Here is a 21,548-nt window from a genome sequence, read left to right as displayed (position 1 = left end):
GCTCTCGTGCTATTAGGATATTTGCGTTTGGGCTATTTGTTCTTCTTTTGTAGTCTGACTCAGTTTATTTTTGAATTCCCGTCTCAATAAATAAAAGCTCACCACAGCCTGAATATAATAGGTCGATACTGAAAGCACCCAGATGTTTTCGAGCGTAAAGTTTGCCTGCTCAGAAACAATCATCAAAGACACCGAAAATAGACTAAGTCGCACAGCCGTACTTAACAGCGCCGGCCAAGCATTGCCAAGCGCTTGGAACATACCAGATGCAGCCAACACATACCCCGCTGGCACAAAATTAAAACATACATAGCTAAGAAAAACACTCGCTACACTGATTACGTCTGGCTCGCTAGAAAATGGCGCCAAGAATACTTCTGCATACAAAGCACATACCACGGTGATCATCAACATAAGGCCGCTGGTTATCGCAGTACATTGAAAGTAAGTTTGATATACGCGTTCTGTAATACCTGCTGCAAAGTTTTGACCTGCAATCGCAGGAGCAGCAAAAGTCACGGCAAGGACAGGTAGATACAGTGCTTGCATAATCCGTGCGCCTAGCCCAAAGCCAGCTTGTGCTGATGCGGCAAAATCACTTAAAACCCAATAAATAACTGACATATAGACAAAAGCTAATAGAGACTCGCCGCCAGATGGCAAACCCAAGCCAATTATTTTCTTGATGGTATCGAAATGTGGCTTGCACTCGGTAATAGAAAAACGAAGATAAGATTCCCTTAACTTGAAATACACACAGATCAGTATGAGCCCAATACATGCTGAAATAGAGCTAGCTAAACCGGCCCCAGCAACCCCCATCTCTATCCCAAACCCCCAACCTGTGATTAAAATGGGGGAAAGTATCGCATTGACCACCAACGCAAACATATTAATCAACATTGGTTGTTTTACTACTCCAGCCCCCCGCAAGGAAGCCAGCATCACGGTCACAGGAAATTGCATCAAGAGCGCAGGCATAAACCAATAAAAATAACTTAAACTGGCAGCAAATACATCTTCATTTGGCGCGATATTTTCGAAATACTTGTCACCACCTGCAAGCGCTAAACTCAGTAAAGCCCCAATGCACATAGCACAGATCAATAAACCTTGATTGAGCAAGAGGTTTGCCTCGTGCTTGTCTTTTCTGCCTATGGCATGAGCCACCAATGTGCCAACACCAACATTGAGCACCTGTGTGATAGCCATGACGAAGAAAAATAGTACACCTGCACTGCTCACGCCCGCTAACGCGGCATCTCCAAGTTGCCCAACAAAATATAAATCTATGAGAAAGTAAAGCGTCTGAACAAGCATGCCAAATAGTATTGGGACGCTCATTGAGATGAGATGCCTATAAATCGGCCCTTGAGTAAGGTCTTTCATTTAATTTCCTTTTAATACTGCGACTAACTGATGCTCTTTTGTATTTCCCCTATGATCATTAAAGTGTTAAAGATAAAGGAATAAACGGAATATCATAAGCTCATGATGTTACTCTTTCAGCTACGTTTAGACAATTGTGATACCGTAAATAATTCAGCTTAAAAACCGTACACGTTTTACATCAATTTTTAACACAGTAAAAAACAGCTTCAAAACCTTCTTTATTGCGCCCGATCAATAGCACTATGTGTCAAACCTATACACTCTAACTTACACAATCACTCCTCTTTCTTAGGTTAAGGAAAAAACATGAAAGCAGCCGTTGCACACGAGTTTAAGGCACCGCTGCGCATCGAGACGTTAGCGCAGCCTGAAGTAACACAAGGTACGGTTTTGGTAAAAATAGCCGCTTGTGGAGTATGTCATACCGATCTCCACGCCTGCCACGGAGACTGGCCTGTTAAACCCAAACTTCCACTGATACCGGGCCATGAAGGTGTAGGGACTATTGTCGCTAAAGCCGATGATGTAAAACACTTATCAATCGGTGATAAGGTAGGCGTTCCTTGGCTACACTCTGCGTGTGGCCACTGTGAGCACTGCTTACAAGGCAATGAAAATTTATGCCCATCCCAGCAAAATAGTGGTTACTCTGTAGATGGTGGATACGCTGAATACTGCTTAGCAAACGCAGATTATGCCGTTAAAATCCCAGATAATTTAAGCTTTGTTGAAGCAGCTCCCCTATTTTGTGCTGGTGTCACCACATATAAAGCACTTAAAGTCAGTGAGGCAAAACCAGGTCAATGGGTTGCCGTCGTCGGTGTCGGGGGACTCGGTCACTTGGCAATTCAATACGCAAAAGCCATGGGGCTTAACGTTGTCGCTGTGGATAGTACAGAACAAAAGCTAGCCTTAGCCAAAGCACTTGGGGCCGATCAGTGCATCGACTACCAAGTCCAAGACCCTGCCGCACTAATTCAAGAAAAGTTAGGTGGCGTTCAAGCTGTGATCTGTACGGCTGCTTCAAAAGCGGCGTTCTCAGGGGCCTATCATAGTGTAAAGCGTGGTGGTAAATGTGTGCTCGTTGGATTACCTAATGATGACCTGCCAATTCCGATTTTCGATACTGTGCTTAAGGGAATTAGTGTGATCGGTAGCATTGTCGGCACACGCCAAGATCTTATCGAATGCTTGGACTTTGCCGCGGCAGGAAAAGTAAAAGCCATTGTGCAAACAGAGTCACTCGATAATATAAATCATGTATTTGAACAAATGCAAAATAACCAGATTCAAGGTCGAATTGTTTTGACCATGACGTAAATATCCCAACTTGTCAGGCTGTGAGAGCAGCCTTTTTATTTTTCCAATTCATTGACCTGAGCTCCCTCTTTTAATTTTTAACCTAAAATCGATTAAAAATTCTGCTTGACCAATTCTTCTCCTCACCTATAATGACGAAAAGTCAAAAAATGACTTAAGGTCAAAAAGTAGCTTTCCTAAAGTACTGGCAAGGTTTATGAGTGTTTAGCACAAGTGTGATATGCTAGGGCTAGATTGTTACAGCTACTTAGTGAAGAAATGTTTAAATTTGGCAGTGAAATCAACAATGATGATGAAGTGATCCCTCAGAGAAGCAAAAAACAGATGGCCATTGCAGAGCGTCACCGTGAATTGCTACTTATTGCAAAAGACATCATTTCAGCTGAAGGGTTTCATGGCTTTACGATGGACAAACTGGCATCGGCAAGCGGTTACTCAAAAGGTACTATCTACAATCACTTTGTCAGCAAAGAAGATGTGATAGTGACCATTAGTTGTGAAGCTTTAAAAACATTGGCTCAAATGTACAAAAAGGCCTACGGGTTCGAAGGCGGCAGCCGTGATAAAGTTGTTGCGCTGCACGTTGCTTATCGGATTTTTTCACGATTGGAACCGGTTTTGTTTATGTGCGTACTTACTTCTAAAACACCTTGGGTGGTAGAGAAGAGCACAGCAGAAAACATTGAGAAGCAAAACTTAGCAGAAGAAAAGCTCGTGGAGATAGCCGACAAATTTATCCTAGATGCCATAGATGGTGAAGATTTAACGCTGGCTGCCACAGCCAGCACTGATGCACTCATATTTGCGAACTGGGCGGTGGCATTTGGCTCAAATGCCCTACTAAACAACGCAACCAATAGTCAGTGTATTCAACGTATTGAAGACCCGTACTCGGTGCTTTATAACGTAAACATTGTACTTGATGGTATGAATTGGCAGCCATTATCTAGTCGCAGAGACTATAAAAAAGTTTGGCGGGAAGTCGAGCAAACGATTTTTGCAGATGAATCGGCTTACTTGGCTCAAATAGGCCGCTAGAAAAGAGTGAATTAGCCCGTTTTTTACGGGCTTTATTTGAAATATAAGTGACGAATCGTCATATTTTTATTTCTTAAGCAGGTTTCAACAATTTTTCAGCAGTTACTGCTGATTTTTTTAACTATTATTGACGTTTCGTCATTTTATGGAGCTATTATGGACGATCTATGGCACAGGCGTATTCTCAATTACCCCAAAACTTGGATAGTAATATGTTTGGTCTTAATTGCTGGCGCAACAGTAGGGGCTGGTAACCTCTACTTTCGAGGGGATTACCAAATATTTTTTGACGACACAAACACCCAACTTTATGAGTTTCAAAAAATTGAGTCTATTTTTAACAAAAGCGACCTCATCTCAATTGTCATGGCGCCCAAGCAAGACGATATTTTTACCCCACAGACTTTGAATCTTGTCAGAGAACTCACCGAACGAGCTTGGCAGGTACCTTACTCAAGCAGAGTCGACTCAATTGCCAATTACCAACATACTTTTGCAGAGCAGGATGATTTAGTCGTACTAGATTTGATCCCTCCTGAAATGACCATTACCGAAAGTGATATCACAGCCATTAAGCAAGTTGCACTCAGTGAGCCAGCGCTGCGTCAATCTTTACTTTCGCAATCAGGCAAAGTAGCAGTCATCAATATAACCGTACAGCTACCCGAAGCTGATAACACTGAAAAAATGGTTGAAGTAAAAGAATATGTAAACCAGTTAATTGTAGAGTATCAAGCCAAGTACCCTGATATGGAGTTTCATCAAGCGGGCATCGTGGCAATGAACTATGCCTTTATGCTTTCCTCACAAGAAGACTTTGCCACTTTAGTACCTGCTATGTTGCTACTGGTAATGGTGTTTTTGGGTATTGCATTGCGTAGTATCGCCGCTGTTGTCTATACCCTAGTGGTCATTGTTGGGGCGGTCTTAGCGACTTTAGGCCTTGCTGGGTGGCTCGGGTTTTTCTTGAGCACACCGACGGTAAACGTACCAACAATGATATTGACGATTGCTGTTGCAGACTGCGTACATATGCTGGCAAGTGTACGTCACCACATGCGTCAAGGCCTTACAAAACAACAAGCGATTGCAAAAAGTCTTGAGCAAAATTGGATGCCCATTACCATTACCTCTGTGACCACAGCCCTAGGCTTTATTTTAATGAACAGCTTAGATGTCCCTGTGATCCGCGATCTAGGTAATCTATCTGCCTTGGGCGTTATTTTGGCCGGCTTGCTCTCTCTCACATTACTGCCAGCTATGCTCAGTGTCCTTCCCTTTAGAGTTACTCAAATGTCAGCCTCTCAAAGCAACGACCGCTATGACCGCTTCGCGCTGTGGATTATTCGTAACAACAAGGTACTTGGCTTCAGTGCATTGATAGTAGTGATAGGCAGCGCTTTTAGTCTCACCAAAAACCATATAAATGATGAAGCAGTCAAATACTTTTCTACACAAAATGAATTCCGCCAAGCAGCTGACTTTATGGCCGAAAATATAAGCGGTATGAGCTCTCTCAGTATTGCTATTAATAGTGGTAGCGAGCAAGGGATAAGCAGCCCAGAGTTTGTAACCATGCTAGGGAAAGCCACTGATTGGTTGCGTATTCAACCGGAGATACACCATGTACAGAGCCTCGCGGATACGCTGAAGCGACTCAATAAAAATATGCACAGTGATGACAATCACTACTACACCTTGCCTCAAGATCAAGCACTTGCTGCACAGTACTTGTTGCTCTATGAGATGTCATTGCCTTATGGCTTAGACCTTAACAATCAACTTAACTTAGATAAATCGTCACTGAAACTGCAACTTACCATCGACAATTTAGGCAGTAAGGAGATGGTCGAACTTGAGAGCAGATTAAGAACTTGGTTTGCACAAAATGCACCGCAGTACAGCGTTATGATCTCAAGTCCAACATTAATGTTCGCCCATATCGGTGAACGTAATATGCAAAGTATGCTGAAATCCCTGCCAATGGCACTGCTGCTGATCTCGGTGTTATTAGTATTTTCACTTCGCTCCTTAAGGCTAGGCCTTATTAGCCTGATCCCGAATATGATTCCAGCAGTCATTGGATTCGGTATTTGGGGCTTATACAGTGGTGAAATTAACTTAGGTCTCTCTGTCGTGGTCACTTTGACACTCGGCATTGTTGTTGATGATACAGTACACTTTTTATCTAAATACCAAACAGCAAGAAGGCTGGGCCAAAGTGCAGAGCAAGCCATTCGCTACGCTTTCGTCACCGTTGGCCGTGCGCTTGTTGTCACCTCCACTGTATTGGTCGCAGGATTTACTTTATTAGGAACATCTGACTTTAGACTTAACTCTGACATGGGGCAGCTCAGTGCGCTGGTCATTTTTATTGCCTTAATTGTCGACTTTATCTTACTGCCCTGCATCTTGCTTTGGTTCGATAAGTATAAATATGCGCAAGTCCAAAGTAATGATGAAACCCATGCAGGTTTAGCAATTAATAATCCACAAACAAATAGCTAATCAAATAATTGAACGAGCAAGGCGCTATGTACACTACCCGCGCCTTGCGTACATACAGGAATTGATCATGAACATAAATTTTAAAGCCACATTAGCTGCGGGTCTTGTTGCAGTTAGCCTACTGCACGCGACAACTGCCCTAGCGGATCAAGACAAAGGCCTAGAGTTGGCAAAGTTACGCAAACAAGCAGATAGCGGCTGGCAAGACTCTCAAGCCTCGCTCACTATGGAGTTAAAAAATGCTGCGGGTGATACCAGCCTTAGAAAGTTGCGGATTAAATCGTTAGAAATTGACAATGACGGTGATAAGGGGCTCACTATTTTCGATACCCCGCGAGATGTAAAAGGCACGGCTTTTTTAAACCATTCACATGCAGTGGAACCAGATGATCAATGGCTTTATCTACCAGCATTAAAGCGGGTCAAGCGCATTGCATCACGTAATAAGTCAGGGCCTTTTATGGGCAGCGAGTTTGCCTATGAAGACCTCAGCTCATTTGAGTTAGAAAAATACACATTTCACTTTGTAGAAGAAACCATGCTGGAGAACCAACCGGTCTATTTACTTGAACAAATACCTGTTGATCGCTATTCCGGTTACACAAAACAGCGCGTTTGGTTAGCAAAAACACATTATCAACCTCTTAAGGTCGAGTACTACGATAGAAAAAACACCTTGCTAAAAACGCTAGAATTACAAGATTATCAGCAGTATCTCGACAAAATTTGGCGTGCAAATAAGTTGGTCATGAACAATGCCCAAACCAAAAAAGCAACGACTTTGACAACAACTGAGCTTGTTTTTAAAACAGGGCTAAAAAGCAATGACTTTAATAAAGCCAGCCTAAAGCGTGCGAGGTAAAAATGAAATATACCGCGCTGTGTAGTGCTGCTATTTTACTTGCTTTTAGCCATTTTGCTAACGCAGAAGATTGGCAGCAAAGCGGGGAAATACAAGTTCAGCAAAGGATATTTGTCCACAGTGTCGACCCTGGCAATGATGCACCAGCACATTGGCAGGGCTCTGCCATGATCGAGCCTCACTGGCAACAAGTAAACGATACGAGTTTAACCTCTGTAAAATTGTTTGCGCGCATAGACAGTCATGACAAAGAGCGCACGCATTGGGACATACGAGAGTTATCATATCTTACTTACTGGGATGACTATGAGCTTAAAATTGGTATTGATAAGGTATTTTGGGGGGTTACTGAATCACAACACTTGGTCGATGTAATCAATCAAACCGACTCAGTTGAAGGGTTTGATGGCGAAGATAAACTCGGGCAGCCTATGGCCCAGTTTAAAGCTGTGAAGGACATTGGCACCTTTGATCTCTGGCTGCTGCCCTATTTTAGGGAGCGCACATTGCCAAGTCACGAGGGACGCCTTGCACTGCCTGCGCCCTTGTCGGATGCGAAATACGAGTCTAGTAGTGAACAACGGACACTAGATTTCGCCATTCGTTACAGTCACACCCTAGAAGATTGGGACATCGGTTTAAGTTACTTTGATGGCACCAATCGTGACCCATACTTGCAATACAGCTCAGAGGGTATCACCCCCTTTTACGCACAAATGTGGCAGTTAGGTACAGATATTCAGGGTGTATTTGGTGATTGGCTGGTAAAACTCGAAGCTATTCACAGAGATAGCCTCGAAGCACATTTTGCGATGACAACTGGGTTTGAATATACACAAGTCGGGATATTCGATACGGTTATGGATCTCGGATGGATTGCTGAATACAGTTTTGACGAGCGAGATAACGCTCCGAATCAAAATGATCTTTTCATTGGTTGGCGGCTCGCATTAAATGATATGGATGGTTATGAAATACTTTTTGGTGTCAATCAAGATTTAGACTCCCACCATACTTTTTCGGCGAAACTTGAAGCCTCTGGACGGCTTAATGACAGCTGGAAGTGGCAGCTCGATGCCTGGACCTTTGCCAGCGACCAACCAAGCGATCCCCTTTACAATTTAAAAGATGAGGATTTTATTGAAGTTAGTTTGACCTATTTCTTTTAAATAATTATGCCAACCCATAATACAATTCAGGGGCAGTTCTCCCCTGAATTTAGACCCTAATTACCGTTACTTTTGGTACTGCTTAGCAAGCGCTTGTAAACATGCGAGTGCTTTTTCACCATCACTGCTCGGCACGAATATATGGTCGTGATAGTAACCTGCAACCACGTTGGCACTGATATTTTCGCCACCCAAAGCATTCGAAAAGGCAGCCGTTAGACCTACAGCTTCTAAGCTTGAGTGCACATTTAGAGTCAAACATCGGTATTCCCCTTCATATTTCAGCCCCAAGTCTTTAGCATGACTCAGCTGCGCAATGATTGTTAAGCCTTCCCGCTCACGAAAGCAACCTTTGATGATACTCATAGGTAAACGATTAAATTGTGATTCATCAATGACCGTAAAAACATAGGTTTCGGCCAGCAACTCTGGTTCCATACTTGCGATTAATACTGAAAGATTCGTTTCGCCCGACATAATTGCTCCTCTTAATTATCTCTGCCAATTTGAAGCCAGATCTTTTTGATATACATGTTATTTTTCATCTTGCTTTTGTTTTTTACGCTGGGTTTGTTTCGCCTTCTCTAAATTTTTAAACTGAGGAGGCGGGATCGGAAATAGCGCAATAAGCGGCATAATGGCCATAAAGAAAAAAGCACCTTTTGGCATTTTTTTCGCCCATAAAACTGCCTTGTACAATGGAAAAGCCAATATCACGATTATCAACACAGTGAGTGCAACCGCTTGCCAACTCATATTGAGCCTCATTTCAATAAGCTGTTTATACCATTCATAATTGGGGGATTATTAATCGACTTTCAAGACAGTGGTTACAAATACCTCTGTATTTATATTTTTTATCGCTTACTCAAATGATTGATATACAATGAAGCTGATTAAAAGAAAAAAGGGCTGGGCGATGACTTCGACACAACAAACTAGTGACTCACTGGACCAGGCAGTTGCAGATTTGATTTTGGCTATCAAGAGTAAAGACATAGAAAAAATATGTAACGCTTACCAAAAGCATAATGATTCAGCTCGAGCCGCACAGCTTAAATTTTGCTTTGAAACTGCAAACGCACAGCCAAATACTTACGAACACTATCAAAATATTGCTGCCCAGTGCATCGTTGCACATGGCTTGCCCTCAGGCGTCATTGCTGGTTTAAACAATAATGATAGAGTGACCTTTTTTATGCCCGCTTTGCAAGCTTGTGAGGCATTTTCACAGACAAACCATCAAGGCAATACTTTTTTACACGCCCTATTTGCTAACCCAGAGCAGACGCTTCCACCTTTTAATTATATTCGTTCTCTATTATTGTTCGAGAGCAATGAAGCACTCGTCCAAGCACTGAGAAGTCGCAATCAACATAACTTAACACCTATTGAATGTTATTTTATCTATAACCTACGTACAACCGCTATGCCCGAGCATGAGCTCACAGCTTTATTTGCACTGATAGAGGCAGAAAGGGCTGATAAATCCCAACCAGACATCAGAAACATCAAGCACGTTAAATCGGTTTTGCAAAAGCTTTCATTTGATAAAGACAATCAGCAGCTCTTAGTAATTGCAAGCTATTATCAAACACCTGTCGAGTCTATTTATCATCTCCATTGAACTGCATGAAAAAGCTGAGTTCCTCTGGCGTTACTCGGTATAAACAATGCGCCTGCAATGGGTGCCCGGTTGGCAAATTGGGATGTAAAAAATCCCTTTCACAGTTTTTCATCCCTAGGCGGGTCATCAACTTTTGTGAAGGCGTATTAGGCAGCGCTGTAAACGCATACACTTCTGAAAGGTTTAAAACTTCAAATGCAAATTGTAATGCAGCTAATGCAGCCTCAAATGCATAACCTTGACCCCAATATTCTCGTGCTAATCGCCACCCTATCTCCATAAAAGGCTGTTCAGGGTTAACCTGCGTTTGCCAATGCAGACCTACAAATCCGATAAACTCTTCAGATGTCACTTCATTTGACTCGGTCATACCTTCGTTGTCTCGCGCCAGAGCCCAAAATCCATACCCATTCTCTACTATCAACTGTGCAATTTTATCAACCAATGCATCACTTTGTTGCCTAGATAACGGGGATGAAAAGTAACGCATAACCTCTGCGTTCGCATTCATAGTCGCAAACGCCACTTTGTCAGGCTCTCGCCACTGGCGCAGTCTAAGGCGCTTTGTTTTTAACTCAACAGGTTCTTTAAGTACCGGTTTCATGCGCAATGTACTCCTTTGCACTCATTGGAAAATATTGCACATTATCATGCATAATGTGCGCAGGAGATGGGTCAACCACTTCTACTGGTATCCCTTTATGCCTCGCGACATCCAGCGCCATTTGTGTAATATTGACACTAAATGAAGTGCCTATAAATACCATTTTAGATGCATCCCACATCCCTTTCTGAGCTCTATCAATACTGTACAACTCGGTATAAAACTCATCAAATAACAACACATAAGGTTTGAGAGAAACATTTAATTGCGGGCCTCTGCTAGAAATCTTAAACAGTTCAAGCAATGACGAAGTTAAATTATTCTCATCAACTAGCTCCCAAGGAGTATCAATGATTGGAACCAAGTCACCTTGATCATGAAAAATAGTCATCTTATCTATTCGGCCATGAATCGAAATGTACTCTTTGTTGCCCGCTTTGCCGTCTAAGCCATCTATATTCTGAGTAATTAAGTTTTTATCTGCTAACCAATGGTGCACAGAGTTAGGCCCATGATTTCGATAAGTTACAAATCTTTGATAGTACCACGCGAGGAATTGGGCTGGATTCTCCATATACATGGCTCGGGTAGCCATTTGCTGCGGTGTATAGTTTCTGCTGCCTATCGTCCAAAATCCGTCTTCACCACGAAAGGTCGGGATACCGCTTTCAGCGCTCACCCCAGCGCCAGTGATATATAAAGTTGTCATTCGACTTTCCTACGAGTTGAAAGCGATATTAAAGCATAAGGCGGAGCATTTGGAGTAGTGGCTAGTCTTTTTTAGGCGGTATTCATCAGTGTATTGCAAAAAACTTACGATTGAGTCGGCACTTCGTTTATCCATTTAGCTTTATTTCTTATACAAAAACTATGAATACGTCCACCTGTCGATTTATCTCTGCGACATGCGTACTGCACGGCTTCAAATGCACTTTTTCCAAAGTCCATAGCCGCGATTGCCCAGTTTGCGCCCGAACCAATGGCCCAATTAACTTCCAACGGTTCAATAAAACGCCTTCCATGTCTTATTTCTCCATAAAAGACTTGGTCTGCTTTATCGATAAAGAAAAAGGTACACTCTATGGCTTCGAAACAGTTCTTTCGCCAATTACTGAGCAGGTGATAAATCTCGGCACAATTACCAGATGCAAACACATATCCATTGTAAACAGGTTGGCACTTTTGCGCATGATGGGTAACGATGGTTCTTGCAGTGGTAGTCAAACTATCAACACAAATAGTCTGTGTCGGATGGTGATATGCTATCGTAGTCAAATAATACTCCTTATTTGTCAAATTGCACTTAAGCTAACCTAACAATATCGCTAACAACAGGACAAAACTGCCCTAATTTAGGAAATTACTACCTACTTTTGGATAGCGAAACTGAACTAAAGTTCCTTCTTTAGTAGTACTTTAAGCCATGAAAAAAATAATATCACAAAGTACAGCTGTGTCACGGCTAAAATTTTGACAAATAATTCAATAATTGATTTACGTGTATGATATGCCCTAACGAAAACTTTTATTATACATACAAGAGTATTAACTAAGTGCTAAATAGCCTGCTAAGGCAGCAGCAGCGATTAAAATTGGCGCAACAATTGGCCAAGGTAAGCTCGATGATTTGTTCGCAAGTACTGAATCAGCTTGATGCTCGGTTTCACATCCCACTTCGGCTTGCTCATTTACTGGATTGGCATCAGTTTTTTCTATTGATTCAGATACATTAGAAGTAGTGCTTTGTTCACTCACAGCCGCTAGCGGCAACTGCCATTGATACCCTTTTTTTGAAAATGTTTTAATTGCATCATCACCAAAGAGTGCACGTAAATGACCAATATTTTGAAATACAACCTGTTCAGTTACAGTTCTGCCCGGCCAAACTTCTTCTAAGATTTCACTCTTACTATGTATCTTTTCAGGTTGAGTTACTAGTAACGCAAGTATTTGAGCAGGTTTCTCTTTCAAAGAAATCTTTCGGCCATCTTTTGAAAGTGTCAATTCTTGACAGTCAAATTGAAAATCTTGGAATGCTAATCTCATTGTCCCTAAGCTTATAATTATAATTTTCACCAATGTAACTATTTTTACCACAAACTAGGATGTTAATTAAACCTGTTATTTCTTTATATAGTGAATAAAATTGATTTGTGCTTGTGAAATAGCCCCCTGAGCGCTGCTACGATTTTGTAACAAATTGCTTTTAACTTCACTTTGTCATTAAACCGCATTCAGCGCTTACAACTAAGTTAACGCCCAAAAAGTGAGCATATAACATAAGGAGCAAATAAACGTACGTTACATTCTTTTATCTCGCTTTTGAAAGAGCCCACTAAATTGATACATAGCTAGGCTGAAAATAATGGTAATGGCACCAATAAACAGTAACGTGGTGATCTGCTCGCCATTGATCAATGCGCCCAATGTCATTGCAAAGCCCGGCGTGATCAAGGTTGTCAGCGCAACAGTACTCGCTTTCATATGCTGTAGTATGTGGAAGTAAGCCAAAAAGCCCAGCAGTGAGCCAAACACGCCCAAATATAACGTTGACCAAATCGACTTCATACTCCATGCCTCCACCGCAAAAGGCGCCCCCGCGATCAGCCACATAATTACAAATCCAGGCGTGGCAATTAACAAAGAGCCAAAGGTTGTAGCCATTGGATGTATTGCGATTTTTACGCGTTTAATGAGCACCCCGCTGAGGCTAAAATTAAATACCGCGCACAACACATAAATTAGGCCAATGGGGTCTAAATTTAATTGTTGCAACTGGGCATAACATACCATCAACATTCCAAGCATAGCCAAACCCAAGGCGCACTTTTTAATAGCCGTAAATTTCTCTTCTCCGAGTAGCTTTTGAGCTAGTAGCCCTGAGATGATTGGTGCCAAGCCAAACACAAGAGAAATAACCCCCGAAGGGACTGATTGCGACGCTAAGTAAGCGAACAGCATGCCCACTAAAATGCCCCCACCAGAATAGGTGTACAACAGCCAAGCTTTTTTACTCCATTGCATTCTGATTCTAGTGCAAGCCATGACAAGTGCAGCTAACACCAATGCGAGCACCATACGCAATAACACACTGGTAGTCGGCGCCATAGAGCTACTGCTCCAAACGATAGCCAGCGGCGTCGTCGACCATATTAAAACCACAAAAGCATAAGACAATTGCACGGGCATTGGTTTACATCCTTAAAATGCGGGACAATAAACGAGGAAAGAAAAGAAAAATATAGGCTAACCGCATCTATTGTCGCGGTTAGTAAAAGAGACTTAACCGCTACACACTAAGCCACATGACTGGCAGCCATGATCTATTTAGCACTGTATTGGTTAGTCGGTTCATTGTTATTACTTTTTATCCTGATAAGCAGAGCATCTACTATGTACTCGCAAGCTGATAGAGTCAACACCATTGACAAAGAAAATCTGATAACACTTCAGAGTATTTCAGATAGACATCACAAATCACCTTTCATACCATCGCGAGCGATACAGCAAAGCAGTAAGGTACTTATGACAGTTGCATATATTTTAGCCGCCATATTAGTTAAGACATCTCTTCTAGGGTTGGGTAGTGTCAGTATTATACTCAGTATATTTGCGCTACTGATTATGGGCATCAATAGGTTAAATTTATCGTCAAGCGCTCGAGCTAAATTCAAAAGGATTTTTAAAGTGGCACTCGCCGGGCATCTACTCGCTTACTTAGGCTTGCTTGTGAAGGTATTATTGATTGATGGCGCAGAAGACATTCCAGCATTAATCGTCAGCCATTTTGTTTTACATCACGTGCTTTGTGCGTTAGTAGCGGGCACAATAACTTATTTAACCCTGCGCTTGTACACACAGATCAGTAACGAAAACGATGCAACTGAATGACTCGAAATACCCATAAACTAGATGAGTATTAGACACGTAGTTAAAAATTAATGTAGTTTTGTCCCTAAAGGTTTTACTGTTTCGGTCGAAAAACAATCTGTACATCGATAACTAAGGATAAGGTTATGATTGATAAGCTCACCAAACACTTGCATATTGCCCAGTCGCAATCTACATATAATCATAAACTCAGTAACTTCAACGCCAAACAGGCCTCCCCAGCTGCCGCACCTCAACAAGCGCCACACACTAATCATGACTACACTGTGAGCCTATCATCTCCCGAAGAAAATGCTCTGAAAGAAACCGAGCTTGAAGCAGCCTTGGCTCGCCCCATCATACTCGGCTTCGGCCGAAGTTACACTCAACCACACGTTACGATCACTGGACTTGGCACTGACGAGTTTAAAAAAGATTACCGTTTGGGAGAGCTAACAAACAAAGCTGAAGTTGAGGATTTTCTAGCGCAAGTAGACCGGCTACCACCTGAGCAACGGCACAAGTTTCAGCACTTAAAACCCACGAGAGAACTACTCGAACTCACAAAAAAACTCAGTGATGAAGACTTGGCTAAATTCGCTGATGTCATTGTTGCTACTGCAACATTCGACCCTAAAACAGGAAGATTCAATAATATCAGTCAAGACCTAATTCAGCAGTTTAATACTATGTCTGAAGAGGTACTCAGTAGCGCGATAAACACAATGTCGCATTTACTCGAACAAGGGCAAGCGTATGACTTTTCTTCACCCTCACCTCCTTTGGGTATCTTGGATGATGAGGGCAGAGAAGATGCGCTGCTCACAAGATATGACGAAGGGCATAACATACTTTCGCAAAGTTTTGGTATGCAAAAAACGGCCAATGTTCATCGCTACGCCACGCTATTACTCGACAATAAGCTATCTGATGGGCAATTACTGGAATTAAATGCGCACCTTGATGAAGGGGATTTTCAAACCAATGTTGGTATTGTCGACATGGCAAAAACCATAAAGCCGTATCAGCAAGATAGCTTTTTTGCCATGCTCAATGAGACAGACAAATCAAACACACAAAATATATTTGCGTTAGTAAGTAAACAGCTCGACTGGCGTGAACACAAACACTATCTGCAATCTGACACAGGCGAATTCGCTGTCAATCATGACTCGCTAACTTCAGATAGCGAAAGACAAACCCTATACTCGAATATGCTTAAAGCATACGACGAAGTGGGCCTTAGCTGGATGAATGAAGTCATTGATCTCACCCATGACGTTCCAGCAAAAACTCAAAGTGCAATCTGGCAAACTCTCATGGCAGATCTTGAAGAAAACCCAAACGCGTTTATTCATTCTGACTCAATAGAGAGATGGGTGAACACTAACCTAGATGCATTCGTGCATGGCTTTGTCGAGCAACAAATTAAAGACATTCGCAATTTTAATCAAGAGTTAGAATCCCCCTTCCATCTACCAGGATTAAGCTATGTCCATTTAGAGAAACAACAAGATACAGTGCAAAAAAATCAGGCGCCTATAAATTAAATAAAACCTAACCCAGTTACAATAATTAACATGGAAGCATAAAACATACATTGATAAAAAAACTGTAACATGCTTATATTCCATTTATTCAAGGAAAGTGAAATGTTCTCATGTTAATTATGAAGAAGCTGGTTAATATATTTACCCTCGCCTGTGCGTATTTTACAAGTATTCACGCGATTGCAGGCACCCCCTACCAGAAAAAAGTATCAATTACTTTTGATGATGTACCTATTCATGGAGAGTTTACTTTATCAGAGAACTCTCTCAGAAAAATTAATAAACAGCTACTTGATACCCTCGAAAAACATAATATTAAAGTGACGGGATTTGTTAATGAAGGGCATTTAAAAAACAACCCTAAACTGCTAAGAACCCTATTGTCTGATTGGAAAATGCGCGGACACCAGCTTGGTAACCATACCTTTTCTCATATTTCCTACCATCAGAGTGAACTAAAGCTTTATTTAGAAGATATCAAAAAAGGCGCAGTTATAACGCAACAAGTGCTCGGTCAACAAAAGCAGAGGTATTTTCGCCCTCCTTATTTACATGCAGGAGAGACCAATGAGTCTCAGCATTTACTTCACAATGGCCTAAAAAAGCTAAACCTAGAGCTTGTTCCTGTCACTATGGAAAATGCAGATTATATTTATGATGCGCCTTATACTAAAAAGCTAACAAGTAATAAACTTAAAGCAGCAAAAAGCTATAAGGAGCAGTATTTAGCATTTACCGAACAACGTTTAGACTTTTATGAACGTGCAAGTTTAAACATGTTTGAAACGAGTATTCCTCATATACTCATGCTCCATGTAAATCAGTTAAATGCAGATAGCCTTGATGACATATTAACGTCTTTAAAATCTCGAGGTTATCAATTTCAGACAATTGATAAAACCTTACAGCACCCTATTTATACCCAACCCACGCAGGCATTTAAATTCGGTATACATTGGCTATATCGATGGGATAAGTCCAGAGCAAATAAAGTGAGCTGGGCAACAGAACCTGAACCTTCTTCTGACGCATTTTCGGCCCACAATCGCGCAATAACAACACTAAAAAAGGAAACCAGCCATGTCTCAGTCGATTAAAAATCTCACTATCGGCGTGTCTGGAATGGGAGAGCAGTTCTGGGTTAGCGTTGGTAAAACAAAACACTTTTATCTTTCGGCTCTTATTCAAGCTGGCGCTCAACTTGTCAACCTAGATCAAGAAAATGCACCTAATGAGCAACTAGATTTGTTACTCAACTTTTCGGGAAATCGATTGTGGCAAGACGACTATAAAAATGGACCCCCTCGGATCATGGCTCTGCATGGCGGTGCCACATTAGACACGCACTTTTTACAAGCGCACTTGCCCAAGTTAAGGGCATGTGACGGTATCATTGTTAATTGCCAATCTGACATCGACGTGATTAAGGCGATTTGTCCAAAGCTTCAACCACATATTATATTTCTTCCATTACCTGTATCTGAAGTATTTTGGCAAGCCCCAGAAAAGTCGCTCGCTAAAACGCAGTTAGACATCTCACCATCTACTTGGGTATTAGGGCATGTAGCGAGATTACTACCACAAAAAAATCTACATCGATTTTTGCAGTACATAAAAGATTTAAAAACCGCATTTCCAGAACAGCCGATAAAAGCCATTGTCATTGGTAATTACTGGGTCGATTATCCCGTTATGCCCTACATGACCGAGCAATATCCAGACTATATTCAATCCTTACTCAAACTCTATGAGCTTGAGGATATTGTCACATTTTCAGCTGGTAATCTATCAGAGCAAGTCCTAGCCACCAGCATTGCAGCCATGGATGTTTTGATACACCCGACAAACTCGTTAGATGAGAATTTTGGATATATCGCCATTGAAGCCATGGCCGCTGGCACTCCCGTATTGGGCTGTCGCTATGGCGGCTTGAAAGACACTGTTATTGATAGTAAAACAGGTAAGCTTATGCCAACTTGGATCACTCAGGGCGGTATCCGCTTCAATTACCAAAGTGGGCTAGCGTGGTTATCCGAAGTGCTCAATAACAATACTCAGCGTGGTGAATTAAGCAAGCAGTGTAAAGCGCACGCATCTCAATATTATCGCTATGGACACTTTGTATCGCGATTAGAATCCGGATTATTACGTTGTCTCGGTTTACATAAACAGGGGATAACCACGCCTATCGCGCATCACGTACCCATCATTAATGACAGCCAATGCCTATTACCACATGTGCCACTGGGTTTTGAAAACTATAGCGGCGTGGCGCACTACTATGTATCTCATACGCTCGAACAACGCACCCCTATCACCTCAAAAGTCGTCGCGGTAGATCACATTCAACAAGGTCAGTGGACCATAGTTAATGACCCATGTTGGCCTGCCGAGAAAAAGCTTTCTGACGAACAGCTGCAAATACTGGATGAATTAACCACACCTATTGAGTTATCGCGCTTCAATCACACAGCCCAAGATATTATTTGGCAGCTTTTGAATGAAGGCTTTGTGGTATTTGCCTGAGGATTTTATGGTGATTAGTGTAATTATACCTTGGAAAGACCGCCAAGAACTTGGCCAGACATTGGTACAAAACTTACCTGCGTTAGAGCAAATACCAAAGCTTGAAATACTCATTGTTAATATGGGTGGCGACCAACAGCGCCTGCAAGAGTTGCTCAATGGTGTCGACTGTAAAGGCATTACGGTCAGGATCGTGCATATATTTACTCAGTTTTTTAACAAGTCTTTCGCGTTAAATTGGGGAATATATCATGCTAGAGCAGAAACCATATTTGTCTTAGATGCTGACGTAATATTGTCTGAGACCACACTCTCGGAGCTCTACTCGCTCGTCACTGAAACCAGTTTTGCAAACTTACATTCAGTGTCAGAGTCAAAGCCTCAATCGGTGACCCAATTTCAACAGCTATGCCAAACTCGCACAGTACTTACATTACCGATTGGCCAAAATAAGCATACGGAAATATTGGTCAACCAATCCTCTTTGAATAATGACCAACGCACAGCCCCCGGCCTTGTAATGGTAAAGAAGCAACATGTATTGGACGTTGCGGGCTTCGATTCGAAAATGAACTTTTGGGGTTGGGAAGACCTAGATTTAATTGTTCGTCTTAAAGCTAAGCTCATGTTAGAGCAGTCACTGGCCGGATGTGCCACGCACTTAACTCATGATGACTCTGCTCGCAATTTGGGTGAACTGAGTAAATCGCAAAGCGATCATCAGAACTTTTCATATTGCTTAGACAAATATGCGAATGGTCACTTTTCAGGTAGCTTCTTGCAAGATACCAGCAACAAATTTGAACAGTATGTCTCTGTTCATCAACACTGTTAGCTCTGCTAACTATTTTTAATTTAAGGAAAAATAATGAAAAATCTAGAAGAAATGAAACCTTTATCACTTGAAGAAATGGAATCAATTGTGGGTGGCGGCCCAAACAAGTTCGACAAAAATGACTTGTCAAACGAGCCGATTTTAATCCGCGGTTGTTGTAACCAAGGCTGCTGCGAAGAGCCACCTCAAATCTTCTAAATCCTGCATCAACAGGATTTGAAGGTAAAAAGCTGGATAAGACAGCTTTTCACTCTTAAAGAGCCCGAACTCATAGCAAGTTTTAATGCAATTAAACTCGTTTGCTTTGGTGCGAGCTATGAGCCACTGTCGCCTTACACAATTCGATTGTGGCGGCTCTTTTCAATTACTTTGATTTTAATAAGGAAAATACTATGAAAGACAATCAAGAAATGACGCCTCTAACACTTGAAGATTTGGATGCCATCACAGGTGGCACGGCAACTAAAGTAAACCAACAGGATTTGGCCAATGAGCCAGTCTTAATCCGTGGTTGCTGCACACAAGGTTGCTGCGAACAAGAGCTTAGAAAATAAGTACTGTCCCAGGGGGTGCTACGCACCTCCTTCTAATAACAACAAAAATGGGTCAAACTATCATGTCACAAACCACGCCATGGTCACCACTACAGCTCAGCGACGAATGCTGGCAAATAATTAATCAAACTAAAAAGAGCATTCATACGCCACAAACGATCGATACAGAGCTTGCCGATCAAGTGATCAATCTTGCTGATCTGCTGATTGCTGAAAACTTGGACAGTATTGTCGAACGGGATGGGTTGCCTCATCTTTGCCATGTTATAAATGGCTGGGGCAACCTGAGCTACCAAGATAAGCCCTTAACAGATTTAGTTGCAGGCTTTGTGCATTTTAAAAAAGACAAACAGCCTTATATTTATCAATGTGATCCCGAGGGTGATTTTCATCCGTGGCAAACTTTCGCTTATTCTGCAATGGCGGGTGTACCTGCAAATATAGAAATTGCCAAGACCGGTATAACGTTTGCTGACTTGCTCAACGGTTCAACTAATATTATGACAAATAAAGGGGTTGAGCTTGGTCATATGCTATTCGCGCTCGCCCATTATTACCCTCATATTGAAGCCAAAAGTTTTACCTTCTTTGCCCCTGATGGCACACCACAAATATTCGATATTGAACAACTCATGGTACAAGCTGTACACGCCCACTATGTTGGTGATTACACAGTTTGCCGCAAGTTTCATCTCACCGAAGGGGTACTTGCAATGGTCGCTAGAGTGCCTGAGCTGGATAAGTTTAGACCCTATGCTGAACTCTTTTTAAACAGTCAACTCGAGATATTACATGTCCTGCTGAGCGTACTGAGATTGACGGTCAAATTGTTAGACAACCCTCAAGATACACAAAGTAAGCAACAACTGGAACAATTGCGTACTGACATGGTGATGTCTGACTTAATCGAAAACCAAGTTTATTATGCAGGTCATGTCATAGAAGTCATGGACTTTGCTATTTTAGATGGTTACGAAGTCTCAAGCGCAGATTTCAATTGTGCGGTTGAAATCGTTAACACATTAAATAAGATTTTGTGCAACTCTCTGCATCAAGTAGATTTTCAAGAAGCATTCTTAGGCCTTGGCCATTACCGTCGCGCTCAAACATTACTTAACCAACTGATGCAATCTGAGCAGCCTGATCTGACCGCATACATGGTTAACCTAGCGCAGTTAAAGCCACATGCATCACACATTGATACCCACTGGGATGTAATTGCCAATGGTATTTTTGCTGCTCATAAGGTGGTTAAAGAAAGACCAGAACGGTTTTTAGAGATCATTGAAAAATATAATGCTCAAGCCGATGAACAATGGCAAACTCGCGGCTCATTTATGCATTTTAGGCGAATTGCACCGAGCCACTGGCCAAGAGCTTGCCATTACGAATTTCTCACACTTCCCGATGCCATTGGCGTTGAAATTCATCTTGAGCGAGATGAGCTTGCTTTCATTAAACCTTACTTAGTCCAAATAGTCCCGACATTGCGACAGGCAATCGGTGAGTATCAAACATTAGATTGGGACGAGGAATGGAATAAAAGCCGTGGCCGTTTATTTATTAGTTTTTCTAACCAAACCAATACCGAAGTGATAGTCGCAGCCATGCAAAAACTCATTGCCCTGACCCGCCAAGATATTGAATCTCTGCTCGCAGAGCACAGTATGATAGCCGCCTAATACGGAGTAAC

22 protein-coding genes are annotated in these 21,548 nt (G+C 41.9%); 14 read left to right on the top strand and 8 right to left on the bottom strand.

Features of this window, described 5'->3' with window-relative positions; translation table 11 throughout:
- Nucleotides 1–12 precede the first annotated feature (12 nt).
- Nucleotides 13–1,389, bottom strand: coding sequence for an MATE family efflux transporter (locus tag N480_RS05900; protein ID WP_081231772.1), 1,377 nt, complete (start codon nt 1,387–1,389; stop codon nt 13–15).
- Nucleotides 1,390–1,698: 309 nt separating this feature from the next.
- On the opposite strand from N480_RS05900, the gene adhP reads away from it, so the two are divergent.
- The 5 genes from adhP (at nt 1,699) to N480_RS05875 (ending at nt 8,289) form a co-directional block, all read left to right on the top strand.
- Complete coding sequence (gene adhP, locus N480_RS05895; RefSeq protein WP_063371601.1) at nt 1,699–2,712, top strand: alcohol dehydrogenase AdhP; 1,014 nt, start codon at nt 1,699–1,701, stop codon at nt 2,710–2,712.
- 234 nt (nt 2,713–2,946) lie between these two features.
- A complete protein-coding gene (locus tag N480_RS05890) occupies nt 2,947–3,750 on the top strand; it encodes a TetR/AcrR family transcriptional regulator (RefSeq protein WP_196761456.1) in 804 nt (267 codons plus the stop codon).
- A 156-nt stretch (nt 3,751–3,906) separates the two neighbouring features.
- A complete protein-coding gene (locus tag N480_RS05885) occupies nt 3,907–6,258 on the top strand; it encodes an efflux RND transporter permease subunit (protein ID WP_063371599.1) in 2,352 nt (783 codons plus the stop codon).
- 67 nt (nt 6,259–6,325) lie between these two features.
- Nucleotides 6,326–7,120 (top strand): outer membrane lipoprotein-sorting protein, encoded by a 795-nt coding sequence (locus N480_RS05880; RefSeq protein ID WP_063371598.1) that lies wholly within the window; start codon nt 6,326–6,328, stop codon nt 7,118–7,120.
- Nucleotides 7,121–7,122: 2 nt separating this feature from the next.
- A complete protein-coding gene (locus tag N480_RS05875) occupies nt 7,123–8,289 on the top strand; it encodes a hypothetical protein (protein ID WP_063371597.1) in 1,167 nt (388 codons plus the stop codon).
- 66 nt (nt 8,290–8,355) lie between these two features.
- Here the strand turns inward: N480_RS05875 and N480_RS05870 are convergent, their stop codons facing one another.
- Together N480_RS05870 and N480_RS05865 are read right to left on the bottom strand one after the other, a co-directional pair.
- Nucleotides 8,356–8,766 (bottom strand): ACT domain-containing protein, encoded by a 411-nt coding sequence (locus N480_RS05870; protein ID WP_063371596.1) that lies wholly within the window; start codon nt 8,764–8,766, stop codon nt 8,356–8,358.
- Between the two features lie 57 nt (nt 8,767–8,823).
- Entirely contained in the window at nt 8,824–9,045 is a 222-nt protein-coding gene (locus N480_RS05865) for a hypothetical protein (RefSeq protein WP_063371595.1), read from the bottom strand.
- Nucleotides 9,046–9,208: 163 nt separating this feature from the next.
- Between N480_RS05865 and N480_RS05860 the strand changes: the two genes are divergently transcribed.
- A complete protein-coding gene (locus N480_RS05860; RefSeq protein ID WP_155732771.1) occupies nt 9,209–9,916 on the top strand; it encodes a hypothetical protein in 708 nt (235 codons plus the stop codon).
- Here N480_RS05860 and N480_RS05855 read toward each other — a convergent pair.
- The 5 genes from N480_RS05855 to N480_RS05835 all read right to left on the bottom strand — a co-directional run bounded on the left by N480_RS05855 (nt 9,897) and on the right by N480_RS05835 (nt 13,709).
- Complete coding sequence (locus N480_RS05855; RefSeq protein WP_063371593.1) at nt 9,897–10,520, bottom strand: GNAT family N-acetyltransferase; 624 nt, start codon at nt 10,518–10,520, stop codon at nt 9,897–9,899. The genes N480_RS05860 and N480_RS05855 overlap by 20 nt on opposite strands.
- Nucleotides 10,504–11,229, bottom strand: a complete 726-nt coding sequence (locus N480_RS05850; protein ID WP_063371592.1) for an SIR2 family NAD-dependent protein deacylase — start codon at nt 11,227–11,229, stop codon at nt 10,504–10,506. Before N480_RS05850 ends, N480_RS05855 begins: the two co-directional genes overlap by 17 nt.
- A gap of 104 nt (nt 11,230–11,333) precedes the next feature.
- Nucleotides 11,334–11,795 carry a hypothetical protein gene (locus tag N480_RS05845; RefSeq protein ID WP_063371591.1) on the bottom strand — a complete coding sequence of 154 codons (462 nt, stop codon included), beginning with the start codon at nt 11,793–11,795 and terminating at the stop codon, nt 11,334–11,336.
- Between the two features lie 270 nt (nt 11,796–12,065).
- On the bottom strand, nt 12,066–12,566 hold the full coding sequence (locus tag N480_RS05840) for a winged helix-turn-helix domain-containing protein (RefSeq protein WP_063371590.1): 501 nt from the start codon (nt 12,564–12,566) through the stop codon (nt 12,066–12,068).
- 255 nt (nt 12,567–12,821) lie between these two features.
- Nucleotides 12,822–13,709, bottom strand: coding sequence for a DMT family transporter (locus N480_RS05835; RefSeq protein WP_063371589.1), 888 nt, complete (start codon nt 13,707–13,709; stop codon nt 12,822–12,824).
- A gap of 129 nt (nt 13,710–13,838) precedes the next feature.
- Here N480_RS05835 and N480_RS05830 point away from each other — a divergent pair, with 129 nt between their 5' ends.
- The 8 genes from N480_RS05830 to N480_RS05805 all read left to right on the top strand — a co-directional run bounded on the left by N480_RS05830 (nt 13,839) and on the right by N480_RS05805 (nt 21,537).
- Entirely contained in the window at nt 13,839–14,411 is a 573-nt protein-coding gene (locus N480_RS05830) for a hypothetical protein (RefSeq protein WP_155732770.1), read from the top strand.
- A gap of 125 nt (nt 14,412–14,536) precedes the next feature.
- Nucleotides 14,537–15,940, top strand: coding sequence for a hypothetical protein (locus N480_RS05825; protein ID WP_063371588.1), 1,404 nt, complete (start codon nt 14,537–14,539; stop codon nt 15,938–15,940).
- Nucleotides 15,941–16,050: 110 nt separating this feature from the next.
- Complete coding sequence (locus tag N480_RS05820) at nt 16,051–17,037, top strand: polysaccharide deacetylase family protein (protein ID WP_063371587.1); 987 nt, start codon at nt 16,051–16,053, stop codon at nt 17,035–17,037.
- The gene (locus tag N480_RS05815; protein ID WP_063371586.1) at nt 17,021–18,466 is read left to right on the top strand and encodes a glycosyltransferase family 4 protein; all 1,446 of its coding nucleotides are present in this window, start codon (nt 17,021–17,023) and stop codon (nt 18,464–18,466) included. Before N480_RS05820 ends, N480_RS05815 begins: the two co-directional genes overlap by 17 nt.
- A gap of 7 nt (nt 18,467–18,473) precedes the next feature.
- On the top strand, nt 18,474–19,301 hold the full coding sequence (locus tag N480_RS05810) for a glycosyltransferase family 2 protein (protein ID WP_196761455.1): 828 nt from the start codon (nt 18,474–18,476) through the stop codon (nt 19,299–19,301).
- A 33-nt stretch (nt 19,302–19,334) separates the two neighbouring features.
- A complete protein-coding gene (locus N480_RS25240; RefSeq protein WP_155732769.1) occupies nt 19,335–19,499 on the top strand; it encodes a hypothetical protein in 165 nt (54 codons plus the stop codon).
- Nucleotides 19,500–19,693: 194 nt separating this feature from the next.
- Complete coding sequence (locus tag N480_RS25235; RefSeq protein WP_155730426.1) at nt 19,694–19,855, top strand: hypothetical protein; 162 nt, start codon at nt 19,694–19,696, stop codon at nt 19,853–19,855.
- Nucleotides 19,856–19,917: 62 nt separating this feature from the next.
- Entirely contained in the window at nt 19,918–21,537 is a 1,620-nt protein-coding gene (locus tag N480_RS05805) for a hypothetical protein (RefSeq protein ID WP_155732768.1), read from the top strand.
- Nucleotides 21,538–21,548: the final 11 nt, after the last annotated feature.

The sequence above is a fragment of the Pseudoalteromonas luteoviolacea S2607 genome (genome assembly GCF_001625575.1).
In the GTDB taxonomy this organism is placed as follows: Bacteria; Pseudomonadota; Gammaproteobacteria; order Enterobacterales; family Alteromonadaceae; genus Pseudoalteromonas; species Pseudoalteromonas luteoviolacea_E.
Note: the sequence above shows the minus strand (reverse complement) of the source record. Positions and strands in the feature narration are given on the sequence as shown.

Excerpts from the sequence above, each read along its gene's own strand:
- N480_RS05870 (WP_063371596.1), bottom strand. The coding sequence starts at position 8,766 with ATGTCGGGCGAAACGAATCTTTCAGTATTAATCGCAAGTATGGAACCA.
- N480_RS25235 (WP_155730426.1), top strand. The coding sequence starts at position 19,694 with ATGAAAGACAATCAAGAAATGACGCCTCTAACACTTGAAGATTTGGAT.
- N480_RS05850 (WP_063371592.1), bottom strand. The coding sequence starts at position 11,229 with ATGACAACTTTATATATCACTGGCGCTGGGGTGAGCGCTGAAAGCGGT.
- N480_RS05825 (WP_063371588.1), top strand. The coding sequence starts at position 14,537 with ATGATTGATAAGCTCACCAAACACTTGCATATTGCCCAGTCGCAATCT.
- N480_RS05835 (WP_063371589.1), bottom strand. The coding sequence starts at position 13,709 with ATGCCCGTGCAATTGTCTTATGCTTTTGTGGTTTTAATATGGTCGACG.
- N480_RS05820 (WP_063371587.1), top strand. The coding sequence starts at position 16,051 with ATGTTAATTATGAAGAAGCTGGTTAATATATTTACCCTCGCCTGTGCG.
- N480_RS05830 (WP_155732770.1), top strand. The coding sequence starts at position 13,839 with ATGATCTATTTAGCACTGTATTGGTTAGTCGGTTCATTGTTATTACTT.
- N480_RS05885 (WP_063371599.1), top strand. The coding sequence starts at position 3,907 with ATGGACGATCTATGGCACAGGCGTATTCTCAATTACCCCAAAACTTGG.
- adhP (WP_063371601.1), top strand. The coding sequence starts at position 1,699 with ATGAAAGCAGCCGTTGCACACGAGTTTAAGGCACCGCTGCGCATCGAG.
- N480_RS05875 (WP_063371597.1), top strand. The coding sequence starts at position 7,123 with ATGAAATATACCGCGCTGTGTAGTGCTGCTATTTTACTTGCTTTTAGC.
- N480_RS05805 (WP_155732768.1), top strand. The coding sequence starts at position 19,918 with ATGTCACAAACCACGCCATGGTCACCACTACAGCTCAGCGACGAATGC.
- N480_RS05880 (WP_063371598.1), top strand. The coding sequence starts at position 6,326 with ATGAACATAAATTTTAAAGCCACATTAGCTGCGGGTCTTGTTGCAGTT.
- N480_RS05840 (WP_063371590.1), bottom strand. The coding sequence starts at position 12,566 with ATGAGATTAGCATTCCAAGATTTTCAATTTGACTGTCAAGAATTGACA.
- N480_RS05900 (WP_081231772.1), bottom strand. The coding sequence starts at position 1,389 with ATGAAAGACCTTACTCAAGGGCCGATTTATAGGCATCTCATCTCAATG.
- N480_RS05815 (WP_063371586.1), top strand. The coding sequence starts at position 17,021 with ATGTCTCAGTCGATTAAAAATCTCACTATCGGCGTGTCTGGAATGGGA.
- N480_RS25240 (WP_155732769.1), top strand. The coding sequence starts at position 19,335 with ATGAAAAATCTAGAAGAAATGAAACCTTTATCACTTGAAGAAATGGAA.
- N480_RS05855 (WP_063371593.1), bottom strand. The coding sequence starts at position 10,520 with ATGAAACCGGTACTTAAAGAACCTGTTGAGTTAAAAACAAAGCGCCTT.
- N480_RS05865 (WP_063371595.1), bottom strand. The coding sequence starts at position 9,045 with ATGAGTTGGCAAGCGGTTGCACTCACTGTGTTGATAATCGTGATATTG.
- N480_RS05810 (WP_196761455.1), top strand. The coding sequence starts at position 18,474 with ATGGTGATTAGTGTAATTATACCTTGGAAAGACCGCCAAGAACTTGGC.
- N480_RS05860 (WP_155732771.1), top strand. The coding sequence starts at position 9,209 with ATGACTTCGACACAACAAACTAGTGACTCACTGGACCAGGCAGTTGCA.